This window comes from Neomelitea salexigens DSM 19753 (assembly GCF_000422345.1).
Classification (GTDB): Bacteria; Pseudomonadota; Gammaproteobacteria; order Pseudomonadales; family Spongiibacteraceae; genus Spongiibacter; species Spongiibacter marinus_A.
Genome location: NZ_AULP01000001.1, coordinates 583,061 through 596,490, shown reverse-complemented (window position 1 = coordinate 596,490; position 13,430 = coordinate 583,061). Strand labels below are relative to the sequence as shown.

12 protein-coding genes are annotated in these 13,430 nt (G+C 56.4%); 7 read left to right on the top strand and 5 right to left on the bottom strand.

Features of this window, described 5'->3' with window-relative positions:
• Window positions 1-11: 11 nt before the first annotated feature.
• Window positions 12-458, top strand: a complete 447-nt coding sequence (locus H573_RS0102845) for an SRPBCC domain-containing protein (RefSeq protein ID WP_027872941.1) — start codon at window positions 12-14, stop codon at window positions 456-458.
• An 18-nt stretch (window positions 459-476) separates the two neighbouring features.
• On the opposite strand, the gene H573_RS0102840 is transcribed toward H573_RS0102845, so the two are convergent.
• Entirely contained in the window at window positions 477-1,517 is a 1,041-nt protein-coding gene (locus H573_RS0102840; protein ID WP_205618884.1) for an AraC family transcriptional regulator, read from the bottom strand.
• 129 nt (window positions 1,518-1,646) lie between these two features.
• Here H573_RS0102840 and H573_RS0102835 point away from each other — a divergent pair, with 129 nt between their 5' ends.
• Window positions 1,647-3,302, top strand: coding sequence for an AMP-binding protein (locus H573_RS0102835; protein WP_027872939.1), 1,656 nt, complete (start codon window positions 1,647-1,649; stop codon window positions 3,300-3,302).
• Window positions 3,303-3,306: 4 nt separating this feature from the next.
• On the opposite strand, the gene H573_RS0102830 is transcribed toward H573_RS0102835, so the two are convergent.
• Window positions 3,307-4,329: an SAM-dependent methyltransferase gene (locus H573_RS0102830; protein WP_027872938.1), complete on the bottom strand. Its 1,023-nt coding sequence runs from the start codon at window positions 4,327-4,329 to the stop codon at window positions 3,307-3,309.
• Between the two features lie 162 nt (window positions 4,330-4,491).
• Between H573_RS0102830 and H573_RS0102825 the strand changes: the two genes are divergently transcribed.
• Together H573_RS0102825 and hrpB are read left to right on the top strand one after the other, a co-directional pair.
• Window positions 4,492-5,367 (top strand): alpha/beta fold hydrolase, encoded by an 876-nt coding sequence (locus tag H573_RS0102825; protein ID WP_036255486.1) that lies wholly within the window; start codon window positions 4,492-4,494, stop codon window positions 5,365-5,367.
• A 28-nt stretch (window positions 5,368-5,395) separates the two neighbouring features.
• Window positions 5,396-7,939 carry an ATP-dependent helicase HrpB gene (gene hrpB / locus H573_RS0102820; protein ID WP_234701825.1) on the top strand — a complete coding sequence of 848 codons (2,544 nt, stop codon included), beginning with the start codon at window positions 5,396-5,398 and terminating at the stop codon, window positions 7,937-7,939.
• Here the strand turns inward: hrpB and H573_RS0102815 are convergent.
• From H573_RS0102815 to H573_RS0102805, 3 genes are all read right to left on the bottom strand, one after another.
• Window positions 7,936-8,796 (bottom strand): sterol desaturase family protein, encoded by an 861-nt coding sequence (locus tag H573_RS0102815; protein WP_027872935.1) that lies wholly within the window; start codon window positions 8,794-8,796, stop codon window positions 7,936-7,938. The two genes, hrpB and H573_RS0102815, sit on opposite strands and share 4 nt — an antisense overlap.
• A gap of 2 nt (window positions 8,797-8,798) precedes the next feature.
• Window positions 8,799-9,464 carry a TetR/AcrR family transcriptional regulator gene (locus H573_RS18785; RefSeq protein WP_154653822.1) on the bottom strand — a complete coding sequence of 222 codons (666 nt, stop codon included), beginning with the start codon at window positions 9,462-9,464 and terminating at the stop codon, window positions 8,799-8,801.
• A 135-nt stretch (window positions 9,465-9,599) separates the two neighbouring features.
• Entirely contained in the window at window positions 9,600-10,466 is an 867-nt protein-coding gene (locus H573_RS0102805) for a TIGR03619 family F420-dependent LLM class oxidoreductase (protein WP_027872934.1), read from the bottom strand.
• Between the two features lie 230 nt (window positions 10,467-10,696).
• Here H573_RS0102805 and H573_RS0102800 point away from each other — a divergent pair, with 230 nt between their 5' ends.
• From H573_RS0102800 to H573_RS0102790, 3 genes are read left to right on the top strand one after another with little or no spacing between them, the layout of a single operon-like run.
• Window positions 10,697-11,458 (top strand): SDR family NAD(P)-dependent oxidoreductase, encoded by a 762-nt coding sequence (locus tag H573_RS0102800; RefSeq protein WP_027872933.1) that lies wholly within the window; start codon window positions 10,697-10,699, stop codon window positions 11,456-11,458.
• Between the two features lie 26 nt (window positions 11,459-11,484).
• Window positions 11,485-12,246 (top strand): SDR family oxidoreductase, encoded by a 762-nt coding sequence (locus H573_RS0102795; protein WP_027872932.1) that lies wholly within the window; start codon window positions 11,485-11,487, stop codon window positions 12,244-12,246.
• A 13-nt stretch (window positions 12,247-12,259) separates the two neighbouring features.
• On the top strand, window positions 12,260-13,357 hold the full coding sequence (locus H573_RS0102790) for an aromatic ring-hydroxylating dioxygenase subunit alpha (RefSeq protein WP_027872931.1): 1,098 nt from the start codon (window positions 12,260-12,262) through the stop codon (window positions 13,355-13,357).
• Window positions 13,358-13,430 lie beyond the last annotated feature (73 nt).

Genomic DNA, 13,430 nt, shown 5'->3' with positions numbered 1-13,430 from the left:
GGAGGTTGTTTATGTTTCGGAAAATTTTTTATTCCACGCACATTGATATTAATGCTGATGCCGACGCGGTGTTTGCAGTGATTGCCGATTTTGACGGCTACCACCGCTGGAATCCGTGGTTGATTCAGGCGCAGGGCCAGTGTCGCGAGGGCGAAATAGTCGATGTAACTGTTCGCTTGGGCACCAAAACCATGAAGGTGAAGCACAAGGTGTTGGAAGTGGTTCCCGGAAAGCGTTTGCGCTGGTGCGATATGGGATGGTTCACCCTGTTCGCTTACGGTGAGCGCAGCCGCTCGATAGAAGCGCTGCCCGGCGGTGGCGTGCGTTATAGAAATGAGCTGCCGATAACGGGGCCACTGCGCGCACTGGCCGATATGTTTACCGGTAAGGCAGTGCGCGAGGGCATGGCCGCCGAGAATCTCGCCTTGAAGTATTTTTTGGAGGTAGACGGGTACTGAACAGCAAACTCGTTATGATTAATGGTCTTGCTTGCGGTAACTGAGGGGGCTGAGCCCCGTCCAGTGTTTGAAGGCGCGGGAAAAGGCACCCGGTTCGGCAAAGCCCAGTTTTGTCGAAATATCGCTAACGCTGAGATTTTGCCGGGTGAGCATCACAATGGCCTGGTCACGGCGCAGGTTGTCTTTAATTTTCTGGTAGGAGCTGCCCTCACTTTTTAACTTGCGACACAGAGTGTAGGAGGTCATATGCAGCTGCGCTGACACCCATTCCAAGTTGGGCAGGCGCGACTCTTCCTGGGCTTCGAGAAGCTGGCGTACGCGGGTGCTGAGGCTGTTGTCTTCGTCGGTCCAGATCAGCAAGTCGCGGGGGGAACTCAGAACAAATTCATCCACCTCTTCCTTGCTGCGGCATACCGGCATGCTCAGGTAATTTTTGCTGAAAAACAGGCTGTTTCGCTCGCGCTCAAAGTGGCATTCACAGGGGAAAATAAAGCGATACTCGTCAAAATGCGCGGGCAGGGCGTGTTTAAAATTGGCGTGGCTGAGGACGATTTTTCGGCCGATCATCCAGCCTACCAAGCGGTGCCAAACCAGTAGTAACCATTCAACCAGAAAGTTATCGGGGTCGAGTTCGGGGCGCAGGTGGTTGAGGCTCAGCTCCACTTCGTCGCCGCTGTGCCGCAACTCAATGCGAACATCATCGGAAAATAAACTGTAGGCGCGAATGCTCTGTCTGAGCACTTCTTCGAGGTTGTCGGCGTGAACAACCAGGGCGCTCATCAAGTGAAAGTGGCCGACGCGACAGGGCAGGGTACTGCGCCCCATAAACTCGTCATCAAGGGTCTTCCAGCACAGTCTAAACAGGCGGATAAATTGGTCGGTAGGCACGCGGGCTTTAGGCTGGCGCACCAGCTGAGGGTCGATGCCGCGCTGTTGCAGCAGGGCGTCAGTATCCAGCCCCTGCTGCTCTAAACCCCACAGGATCGCGCGGGCATAGTGTGACGAAAAGGTGAGATTTTTCATCAAATGGCGACCGTCCTGTGCTGCAAAACTTGTCAAATTATCTGCTGGAACATGTCATTCTGTTCGGGCGATGCATTGCCTAAGCTGAGTTTTTTCTTCGCGGTCTAGCGCGTTGGCGCTAGCACACAATAGTTATAAAACACGCATTAACAGACGGGCAGGAACATGAACGCGAGCAATTATCAGGAATTCGCTAATAACTTTTCCATGGAGCAAATAGTACAGAATTTTGTCGGTGATTTTAACGACGGTCTGAATGTTTGCGAGGAGATCTGTGACCGCTATGCCGCCGACGAGAGTCGCGTAGCGCTGCGCTACGAGCGTGTTGACGGTCAGCCTGGAGAGATGACCTTTGCTGAGTTGCAGCGCCGATCCGCGCAGTTCGCCGGCTTTTTGCAGGCCCGCGGAATTGGCCGTGGCGATCGGGTTGCCTGTTTGTTGCCGCGTACGCCTGAACTATTGATTTGTGTGCTGGGCGCACTCCGCGCCGGCGCGGTGTATCAGCCTTTGTTTACCGCCTTCGGCTCCGGTGCCATTGAATATCGCCTGCAAACCGCGAAAACCAAGCTGATTGTCACCAATACCGAGCAGTGGTCGAAATTGCGTGAGGTAGAGGGCTTGCCGACATCGCTGTTACTGGCGGATGAAAATGATGCGCTGGCCAGCGAAGCAGACTTTCTGTACTGGCCGGAAATTGAGCGCCAGAGCGAAGCGTTCGCGCCGGTTAAAATTTCGGCTGACGAGCCTTTCCTGCAGATGTTTACCTCGGGAACCACCGGCAAGTCGAAGGGGGTAGCGGTGCCTGCCCGCGCACTGGCGGCATTTTGGATGTATATGCGCTACGCCGTGGGCCTGCGTGAAGACGATAACTTCTGGAATGTGGCCGACCCCGGCTGGGCTTACGGCTTGTATTACGCGGTGGTGGGCCCGCTGTTGTTAGGTTGCACCACACACTTTAACGAGGCCGGCTTTACCGCTGACAATACCTTTGAGTTTTTACGCAAATACAAAATTACCAATTTGGCGGCGGCGCCCACGGCATACCGCCTGCTGATGGCCAATGACAAGCTGGTGGCAGACTACCCGGAGATCGATCTGCGGGTGGCAAGCAGTGCGGGTGAGCCGCTAAATCCCGAGGTGATTAGCTGGGTAAAACGCGCCTTTGATTGCACGGTGTGTGACCACTACGGCCAGACGGAAACGGGCATGACGTCGGCCAATTTCCACGAGCTGTCCCACCCTCAGCACGAGGCGAGCATGGGCTACCAAATTCCCGGTTATCGACTCGTGGCGCTGGACGAAAACTTCAATGAAGTGGCGCCGGGGCAGACGGGCGAGCTGGCGATTGATATGGAAAATTCGCCGCTGTACTTCTTCCAGGGCTACACCTGGGATGAAAAGCGCCCCTATCACGGCAAGTACTACCTAACGGGTGATGTGGTGATTAGCAACGGCGACGGATCGCACGCTTACACCGGTCGCGATGATGACATTATTGCATCAGCGGGATACCGCATCGGCCCTGCAGAAGTCGAGAGCAGCCTGCTGGAGCATGAGGCGGTGGTGGAGAGCGGTGTTGTGGGCAAGCCGGATGCCAAGCGTAGCGCGATTGTGAAAGCCTATGTGGTGTTGGCTGAAGGCAGCGCTGGCGACGACGCCCTGGTGGAAGCGCTGCAGCAACATGTGCGCAGCCGCCTGTCGACGCATTCCTACCCGCGTGAAATTGAATTTGTCGACGCGCTGCCGAAAACCTCCAGCGGCAAGATTCAGCGCTTTGTGCTGCGTCAACGCGCTGAGCAGGAGGCCCAACTCAGTGCTTAATGTCTTAGTCGGCTTGTTGCCCAGGGGTGAGCAAGTAATGGCCTACCAGCCATTCATTGCCGCCCTGATACGCGAACAACTCCGCGCAGGCCAGCATGAACATGCGCCAGCGCTGGAGCTGAACGCGCGGATTGGGCGCATCGGCAAGAATTTCCATTGCCCGCGGGCGCTGCTGGTCTAACTTCTCAAGCCAGGCCTCCAGTGTTTGCGCGTAATGTAGGCCGTTTACGCGCCAGCTATCGGCGATCCGCATATGCTCCGAGAAGTGCATGAGCGTGTCGAAGGCGGGCATCTGACCACCGGCAAAAAAGTTGTCGGTCATCCAGCCGCCATCAAAGGGGTAGTGCAGGTGGGCATGGCAGAAGATGTGCACAAACATCAGGCCCTCTGGTTCCAGCCAGCTTGCGACGTTTTTCAATAGCTCGCGGTAGTTGCGCACATGTTCCAGCATTTCAATGCTAACAACGCGGTCGAAGCGCTGGTCGAGTGTTAAGTCGGCGACATTGCAGGTGATCACCTCTAAATTATTCAGCCCACGTAGCCGCGCCTGCGCCTCAATATATTCGCGCTGTCCGTGGGAATTGGATACCGCGGTAATATGGCTGCCGGGGTAGCGCTCGGCGGCCCACAGACAAAAACTCCCCCAGCCGCAGCCGAGTTCCAAAATACGTTGGCCACCGTGCAGCTGAGCGCGCTTAGCGTAGAGCTCGAGCATGGCTTCTTCAGCATCGTTAATATTGTCGATGCCATCGCCCCACCAGCAGCTTGAGTATTTCAAGCGGCGGCCCAGCATCAATTCAAAGAGTGCCGCTGGCACCTCGTAGTGCTGGTCGTTGGCATCGTCGGTATTGATGGCAATTTCCGAGTGGCGCAGCGCTTCGCGAAATTCTCGGCGACGCTGCTCGCTGGCATCGATGTCGTCGCGGCCCTCTTGCGCGAGACGGTCGTGAAGTTGGCGGCGGATGCCGAGGCGAATAAGGGGGTCAGGGATTAACCCGCGCTCGGCCAGGGAAATGGGATCTAGCATAGCGACGCTCCATTGGGTTTAAAGTTATTCTCAACTTTACGAAGAAGGGTCTTAGCTAGATGTTAATAGCACAAAGTGGCTGGTTTCGTTGAGTTTTGCACCCTATGATGGTCAGGGCCTTGGGTGGCAGCCCGCCCGAGGTTTAGAAACAAGGAGAGAGTGATGATTCCCGATTTACATGGCCCCACTTCGCATATTTATATTTCCCAGCGCTTGCGGCTGCACTATGTCGACTGGGGTAACCCGGACGCGCCGCCACTGATTTTGATTCACGGTGGTCAAGACCACTGCCGAAACTGGGACTGGATTGCCGAGGAGCTGCGTCACGACTGGCATATTATTGCGCCTGACCTGCGCGGCCACGGCGATAGCGCTTGGTCTCCCGATGGCCACTACAGCTTCGAAGCGTACGTGTGCGATATTGCGCAGTTGATCAATCAAAAGAAACTTGGGCCAGCGACGATTATTGGCCATTCAATGGGTGGCAATATCGCCAGCCGCTATGCGTCCATCTACCCTGAGAATGTGAAGAAACTGGTCAATATTGAAGGCATTTTGCCGAACAAAGATGAGACCGAAGTGTGCGACACCATGAGCTATCGCCAGAAAATGCGCGACTGGGTGAAAGTGCGTCACGGTATGTCGTCGCGCCTGCCACGCCGCTACGCTAACCTTAACGATGCCTTTAAACGCATGCACGAGGAAAACCCACATCTTACCGAGGCTCAGGCTCGGCACCTGACCTGCCACGGCGCTAGCCAAAATGAAGACGGTACCTACAGCTGGAAGTTTGATAACTACACCCGCAAGCTGAATCGTCTGGAAAGTGGTGAAGAGGAGTTGAAGGAAATTTTCAGCAATATCGAATGCCCCACCTTCCTGGCTTGGGGAACCGAGACCTTTGTTGAAGACCCGGAAGAAAGCGGCCGTTTGGCCTACTTCAAAGATGCGATAATTAAACGCTACCCCGGTGCCAGCCACTGGGTACACCACGATAAGTTGGAAGACTTTCTGCGCGACGTGAAAGCCTTTATCTAAACCCTTGCAGCGGCGGTATGCCGCCGCCTTGTTTGAACCGTTTTCTATGGCCGACGTGCTGCCCATATTTGCTTTACTCGACGAGCTCAAAGATACGCTGTCGCAGCGCGATGAGCTGGTGCTGGAAGCGCCACCAGGCGCGGGTAAAACAACTCAAGTACCCCTGTCGCTGCTCGATGCCCCTTGGCTGGCCGGGCGCAAAATTCTCATGCTTGAACCACGCCGTATTGCCGCGCGGGGCGCCGCCGAGCGCATGGCGCAGCTGTTGGGTGAGGCGGTGGGTGAGACCGTGGGTTATCGCGTGCGCCTGGAGAGTCGAGTCTCCGACAGGACCCGCATTGAAGTGATCACCGAGGGGATTCTGCAGCGCATGCTACAGGACGACCCGAGCCTGGATCAGGTGGGCCTGCTAATCTTTGACGAGTTTCATGAGCGCAGTCTGGATGCAGACCTGGGCTTGGCGCTCGCCTTGGAAGGGCGGCGTTTATTTTCCGAGCTTCGCGATGCGCCGCTGAAATTACTACTGATGTCAGCCACCCTGAATGGCGCTGCGCTAAGTGAGTTTTTAAACAACGCGCCAGTGCTGCGCAGTGAGGGGCGGCAATATCCGGTAGATATCCATTACCAGCCTTTGGCGAAGAGGCGAGATGGCAGAGCGCCGGAATACCTGGAGCAGATGCAGCGCTGCATCGTCGCGGCACACCGTGAGCATGACGGTAATATACTGGCGTTTTTACCTGGGCAGGCAGACATTCATCGCTTGGCCAGCCGTTTGGCGCCAGCGCTGGACAATCACACGCTGATTGCGCCGCTTTACGGCAACTTGAGTTTGGCCGAGCAGCGACGGGCCATTGCCACACCGCCAGAGGGGCAGCGCAAGTTGGTACTGGCCACCAATATCGCCGAGAGCAGTCTGACCATCGATGGCGTGAACATTGTCATCGACAGTGGTTTAGAGCGGAAAATGGCGTTCGATGCGCGCAATGCCAGCAGTCGCCTACACACCCAGCGAATCTCTGCGGCGTCGGCAGCGCAGCGCGCAGGTCGCGCCGGTCGGCAGGCACCGGGGGTGGCTTACCGTTTGTGGAGCAAAGAGGAACAACAGCGTTTGCAGGCCCACAGCGAACCGGAAGTTCTGCAAAGCGACCTGAGTGGTTTACTGCTGCAATGTTTGCAGTGGGGTAGTAAACCGGAGTTGCTGCAGTGGTTGGATGCGCCGCCGCCCGCGCACTGCGAGCAGGCGCTGGCATTGCTGGAAACCTGCGGCGCGCTGGAAGGTGGCGGCGCGGCGCTGAGCTTAACCGAGCACGGCAAGGCAATGGCGCGCCTGCCATTGCCTCCGCGACTGGCGCACATGTTATTGCACGGCCATGCGCTGGATGTTGCCGAGTCGGCGTGTTTATTGGCCGCGGTGTTAGGGGAGCGTGATCTGCCGGGCATGGCGGGGGCTGATATTGCCTTGCGCATGGCCGAGGTATCTCGCGAGCCAAAACGCTACCGCCGTATCCTGCAACAGAGCGCGCAGTATCAGCGCTTGTTGGCGGGCGCGAATAGCGACGGTGCCCTTGATGGCAACACCGAGCGAGCGCTAGCGATCGCCACCGCCAGGGCCTTTCCCGACCGCATTGGCCGTCAGCGCTCTGCAGGCAGCCATGAGTTTCAATTAAGTAACGGCCGCTCGGCATTCCTGGCCAGTGATGACCCGCTGCGCGGCAGCCCTTACTTAGTGGCCATTGAACTCAGTGCCAATGTCGGCGACAGCAACGACCGCATTCGCCTGGCCTGTCCACTGCCTGAGTCGGTATTAGAAGACGCGCTGTCGCCGCTAATCAGCGAGCGGGTGTCGGCAGATTGGGATGATGCTCAGCAGCGTTTTGTTGCCGAGCGCCAGCGCTGGCTGGGTAAGTTACTGCTCGACAGCCGACCAGAAACCGCATTGGATGAGTCCCTGCGCGAGCAGGCACTGATGGCCTTATTGCGCCGGCGGGGTTTGGAGGTGCTGCGTTGGTCGGAGGCGGCGCGTCAGCTCCAGGGCCGCGTGGCCTTGTTGGCCGAGCACGACTGCGCGCCGGGGCAGTGGCCGGACTTTAGCGATAGCGCGCTGTTGGGCTCGCTGGAGCAATGGTTGCCACCGTATTTAAACGGGGTGACCAAATTACGTGATATTCAGGCCCTGGATGTCGAGGCCATGCTATTGGCGCAGTTGGATTGGCCGCAACAGCAAGCTTTACAGCGCGCCGCACCGGAACGCATTGGCGTACCGTCAGGCTCGAAGATTCGCGTCGATTATCGCGTTTCACCACCGGTACTGGCCGTTAAACTGCAAGAGATGTTTGGCTGTGAAGATACCCCGCGTGTTGCCGAGGGCAGGCAGCCGCTGTTGGTGCATTTGTTGTCACCGGCCCAGCGACCGTTGCAAGTGACCAGTGATCTGGCTGGCTTCTGGCGCAGCAGTTACGAGGCGGTCAAAAAAGAAATGAAGGGGCGCTACCCCAAGCACCCCTGGCCTGATGACCCGCTGTCGGCCCAGGCCACTGCTTATACCAAGGCGCGGGCCGCACGACAGCGCTAAGCGTGGGCGCTGGGATTGGTAGGCTGAGTCGCGATTGTGGCCTTGTCCGGCTTGGGCAGCAGGGGCTTGCGCACCACTGGCCACAGCAACTCTTCAGCCCAGTGCAGGCGCGGTGAGATGGGCAAACCGTAGCGCGTCTGGCGGCTGTTGGGAATCTTGGCGGTGCCAAACAGCATATCAAACAAGAACACTGTGACGGCGTAGTTGCCATTGGGATGGGCAGACTTGCCATAGGCATGGTGGGCGTGATGCGTGTCGGGCAGCGTCACCACGCGTTCGATCACTTTCCACACAGGCTCCAATACGGGGGCTTTGTTGCGCAGCCACAAATCCCAACGATAGCTGCTATGGGTGCCAAGGTTTACCAGATACGTCACGAATATTGCGGCAAGGAAAGCCTCTGCTAAGCCGAAGTACACCGCAAATGCGCCCATCCAGGTTTGCGGCAACATGAATACCCAAAAGAAATTGTAGCGGTAGACCACGGAAATATTCAGGTGCTCAGCACTGTGGTGAGTGCGGTGAATTTTCCATAACCAGCGCCATTCGTGCGCGGCGCGATGCAGCCAGTAATGGGCAAATTCCTCAATAAAGAAAATCACCGGAAAGGCCAGCCAGAACGCGGTGCCGGCTAAGCTGCCAGCGCTTTCTGGAAACTGCTTGGCAAGCAGCCAGCCGATTGCAGTACCTATGACCGCGCCAGCCAGAAGCAGGTTGGAGAACATGCCAAATAACATAAAAACAAAATCGCGCAGTGGGCGAGGGGACTTATTAAGGCGCCCCCCTGCCAGCTCCAATAGGAAGGCGATCAGAAAAATACTGAGAATAATGAGCTCGATGTGCGGCATGAGTTCCATGCTTAGATCCTCTTATTATGTGTGGCGGTCAGGCCGCCTATCGCGTATTCGATCAGGTTTTGCAGGCGCCATTCCAGACTGTTTTCGTCCAGTGTGAGCTGGCCTTTGTGCTGCAGGTTGTCCCACTCGGCAATGCTGTAAATTATCTGGCTGCCCAATAGGCGAACGCGCTCATTGTAGATCTCGCTCGGCAGCGTATCGGCCAATTGCGCGGCCATAAGCTCACTGATTTTGATCAAGGCCGAAGAGCGGGCGCGATTGCGCAGGAACAGGTCACGCCAGTGACCGCGCGATAACAGCTGAGCAATCAAGCTCAGGTAGCGGCTCTCGCCATTGCCGCGAAGCAACTCGCTGGCCAGCGGTCTGGCCATTAAATCGACCAGCGCGTACAGCGTTGGCTGTTTCTGTTGTTCCAGCAAGGCGGCGAGCAGCACTTCCCGCTGTTGATTAATCGGCCGCACCCGATAGTCGATGATCGCTTCTATCAGGCCGTCGAAGGAGCCGAAGTTATAGTTCACCGCAGAATGGTTCTTGTGGCCGGCAGCGCGGGCAACTTCGCGGCTGGATACCCCGTCTATGCCCTTGTTGGCGATCAGTTGCTCTGCGCTTAGCACTAGTTGCAGGGCGCCGCTCGATAAGGTTTGAGTGTCGTGTTGGTTTGTCATCATGCTAAATAAGATAAGACAGGCGTCTTAATAAGTCAACTGTCTTGTTTTGCTCTCAGGATCGACGGGCAAAAAAAAGCCGGCAAATAGCCGGCAAGCGGGACGCACCTATCTGCAAAGGTGCAAGAGTGATTCGGTTTAGCGGATCAAGCGCTGCGCGAAGCTCGCCAGCTGATCTTGCTTTTCTGTCACGCTAGTTTGGTCGACACCGTCTTCGTAGGCATTGCGAAAGGCAATGTGGCATTCGTCGACCCCGATCTCGGCAAGGGCATTTACGCCGCGCTGACTGAAGGCATCAGCTGAGGCAACGTGAATGCGGAACGGCAAATGGTCGCGCTGGTAGGTTTTGCGGTATTCGTTCAGCTTTTCAATCAGCTGGCGGTATTCATCCAAGCTAGCTCCGGCGCCAATCCATCCATCGCCAACCCTTGCCGCACGCTTCAGCGCGGCGTCTGAATGGCCGCCAATGAGTATGGGAAGTGGCTGCTTGGGCGCGGGCAGGAGCCGCATGCTGTCCAAGCTTAATTGTTGGCCCTCATAACTAAAGAACTCTCCGCTTAACAGGCCACGGATAATATCGATTTGTTCATTGAGGCGTTGACCGCGCTTTTCCCAGGGAATTTGGCAGCCTTCAAAATCTTCGGGCCAAGGACTAATGCCGACGCCAAAATCGAGGCGATCACCACACAGGGCCAGTAGGCTCGACAGCTGCTTGGCAACCACTAAGGGCTGGCGAACAGCCAGTTTGTAGACGGAGGTAACGAAGCGCAGCGTCTGTGTTTGCGCCGCGAGAAAGGGAATGGCGACCATCGGTTCAACGAAAGGTTGGTCTTTCAAGAATTCGCGCGAACCCGAACCGTTGTAGGGATACTTAGATGATGAGTGCTCTGGATAGCAAAGGCTGTCAGGGAAGGCCATGCTGTTAAAACCGAGTTCTTCGGCGGCGCGCGCTAACGCGGCGTACTGATCCACGGGGCACATACTTGGGTTATAGCAAAACTTCATATTCAGCCTTTTATTTATAGGTCATGTCATGTGTTGGCGGAGCACCGCAATGATTGACGCTAATGGTAGTGAGCCGTTTCACTGTTGCTCAGCACATTTCCATTCAGATTTATTATCCAAAAAAATCAGCGCGAATTTTGTGATGAAAATGTGCATGAAAATAGTGTTTTTTGTCGTCGGGTTCGCTTCGGCGGGGGACTACTATCGAAATTAAAAAGCTAGGGGGATTTATGGCAGAGCAGTTTCTCAACAATAAAGTGGCACTGGTAACGGGCGCAGGACAAGGGGTGGGGCGGGGCATTGCCCTGTCGTTAGCCGAGCGCGGTGCAGCGGTGGCATTGCTGGGTCGCAGTTTGGATAAGTTGGAGGCAACCCGAGAGGCCATTGTCGCTAACGGGGGGCGCGCGCTGGCGATTAGCGCGAACGTAAAAAGCCATGACGACTTGGCGGCTGCAGTTGATAGGACCGTGTCGGAGTTAGGCGGCGTTCAGATACTGGTTAATAACGCGCAAGAGGTGCCTTTGGGCAATCTGCTCGATGTTACAGAGGAGGCCATCGATGCTGGGTGGCAGTCTGGGCCGGTGGCAACGCTGCGGCTGATGAAGCTGTGCTATCCGCATTTGAAAGGCGACGGCGTGATTGTGAATTTAGCGTCGTCGGCGGCGATGCGCTGGGATATGTCTGGCTACGGTGCCTACGCGGCAGTTAAAGAGGCAATTCGAGCTTACAGCCGCGCAGCGGCCTGCGAATGGGGGCCAGAGGGTATTCGCACCAATGTGATATTGCCCCACGCCATGTCGCCTGCCTTGCAGTGGTGGACAGAGAATCGGCCCGAAGAGGCGGCGGAGTTTGTGGCGTCGATTCCTATGCGACGTATTGGCGAATGCAAAGAAGATATTGGTGAGTTTGTTGCCACGTTATGCAGCGATGCTTGCCGCTATGTAAATGGACAGAGTATTGCGCTCGATGGTGGTCAATCGAGAGTGGGATGAGGCTGGCAAAGAAAAAGGAGAGTGAAATGGGCGGATATGTAGTAACCGGCAGTGCGTCAGGTATTGGTTTGGCGGTCTGCGAGCGCTTGATTAACGATGGGGAGCGAGTCGTCGGGCTCGACCGTCAAGATGCCGATATCGTTGCTGATTTGTCGACAGAGTCGGGTCGCCGCGGTGCTGTGAGTCAGATTCTTAGCGCCTTCCCCGATGGCCTGGATGGGTTGGTGTGCTGTGCGGGCATTGGCGGGACGAGCCCCAGAGTCGACCTGATACCGGAGGTCAACTTCTTTGGCTCGGTTGCGCTGGTAGAGGGACTGACTGAGGCGCTGGAGAAGCGTCACGGGGCAGTGGTGCTGGTGTCTTCTAATTCCGCTCCTCAGCCCAGTGATGACGCTTATATAGAAGCCTTGGTGGCAGGTGATCACTCGGCGATGACTGAGCGATTATCCGAGGTCAGTGGGCATGCCGCATACAGCGGTTCTAAGCAGGCGCTCGCGAGATGGATGCGGCACAAAGCCCCAGAGTATGCACGGCGTGGTGTGCGTTTGAATGCAGTGGCGCCGGGGTATACCCGAACTGCAATGACGCTGGAAACCGAAAAACACCCGGAGTACGGCCCTGCAATTAAGGAGTTTTTAGCCAGTATTCCCATCGGGCGTGCTGGCCTGCCCAAAGATATGGCTAACGCAATCGGGTTTTTGCTAAGCGGTGAGGCGGCGTTTATTTGCGGTTCGCTGCTCTATGTAGACGGCGGCCACGATGCGATGTTCCGGCCCGATAATATTTAACAAGGAGTGAGTTATGGCTAAGGCCGCAGACTATGGACTGGGTCCGAATACCTTTCCGCGAGGCTGGTTTTTAATAGCGGAGTCGAGTGAGTTAGGGCAGTCGCCTATTGCGCTGCGCTACTTCGCTAGGGATTTTGCCCTTTATCGAGGCGAGGACGGAAGGCCGATATTACTCGATGCCTATTGTCCGCATATGCAGTGTCATATTGCTGCCAGTGATACCGCTGTGATCGCCAAAGAAGGCGCGCAAATCGAAGGTTCATCGATTCGCTGCCCCTACCACGGTTGGCGTTTTGGGCCAGACGGGGTTTGCGATGACATTCCCTATCACGACGGCCCAATGCCGCGTTCGGCAAAGCTAACCAGCTACCCGGTGGAGGAGCGCATTGGCGGTATCTGGATGTGGTTTGACGAGGACGGTGGTCAGCCGCAATACCCGGCACCGGAATTGATCCAGTGGAGCCAGCCGCAGTGGGTTCAGTGGCAAATGGATCACCTCGGTGAGCTGCCGGTTCAACCTCAGGAGGTGATCGATAATATGGCGGATGCCCGGCACTTAGGGCCGACTCACGGCGCACCCTGCGAATATTTCGAGAATGAGTGGCGCGACCATATTTACATTCAGCGTCAGGGAGGCTTCCACAAGGAATACCAAGCCATGCTGCAAACCACCACCTGGTACACCGGGCCCGGTTTGCTGTTGTCGCATCAGTTATTTGCCGAGGTAGAGAGCATTGAGTTCATCGCAAATACTCCGGTCGAGGATGGCGTCAGTAAACTGTGGCACGGCGTTTTGTTCAATAGCGGCGTGGACGCGCCGGGCGAGGCGGAGCGGGAGCAGGCACGTCAAATTCAGGCCGGGGCGCTGGACTCGCTCGCATCAGATTTTGGTATCTGGCAGAACAAGCGTGCCGCCACACGGGTACTGCAATTAAAGAGTGATGGTCCATTTGCGCGCGGGCGTCGCTGGTATAAGCAATTTTATCAGCCAGTGGAAGCCGCTGTTGAATGTGCAAAGGAGGTTAACGGCATTTGTCATATTCCCGGGCTGGAGGAGCCGCCTGCCGGAAGCCGAGTGGTGGAAGCAGCCTTCCCAAGCTTGGTCAAATAGCACATTTTAAGCTTTTTGTGTTGTACAAAAAATGAACGCTTCGGCACATTTTAATGAATGATTATGTTGTCGT

Coding starts and splice junctions, on each gene's coding strand:
- H573_RS0102845 (WP_027872941.1), top strand. CDS start 12: ATGTTTCGGAAAATTTTTTATTCCACGCACATTGATATTAATGCTGAT.
- H573_RS0102835 (WP_027872939.1), top strand. CDS start 1,647: ATGAACGCGAGCAATTATCAGGAATTCGCTAATAACTTTTCCATGGAG.
- H573_RS0102830 (WP_027872938.1), bottom strand. CDS start 4,329: ATGCTAGATCCCATTTCCCTGGCCGAGCGCGGGTTAATCCCTGACCCC.
- H573_RS0102825 (WP_036255486.1), top strand. CDS start 4,492: ATGATTCCCGATTTACATGGCCCCACTTCGCATATTTATATTTCCCAG.
- H573_RS0102815 (WP_027872935.1), bottom strand. CDS start 8,796: ATGGAACTCATGCCGCACATCGAGCTCATTATTCTCAGTATTTTTCTG.
- H573_RS18785 (WP_154653822.1), bottom strand. CDS start 9,464: ATGATGACAAACCAACACGACACTCAAACCTTATCGAGCGGCGCCCTG.
- H573_RS0102805 (WP_027872934.1), bottom strand. CDS start 10,466: ATGAAGTTTTGCTATAACCCAAGTATGTGCCCCGTGGATCAGTACGCC.
- H573_RS0102800 (WP_027872933.1), top strand. CDS start 10,697: ATGGCAGAGCAGTTTCTCAACAATAAAGTGGCACTGGTAACGGGCGCA.
- H573_RS0102795 (WP_027872932.1), top strand. CDS start 11,485: ATGGGCGGATATGTAGTAACCGGCAGTGCGTCAGGTATTGGTTTGGCG.
- H573_RS0102790 (WP_027872931.1), top strand. CDS start 12,260: ATGGCTAAGGCCGCAGACTATGGACTGGGTCCGAATACCTTTCCGCGA.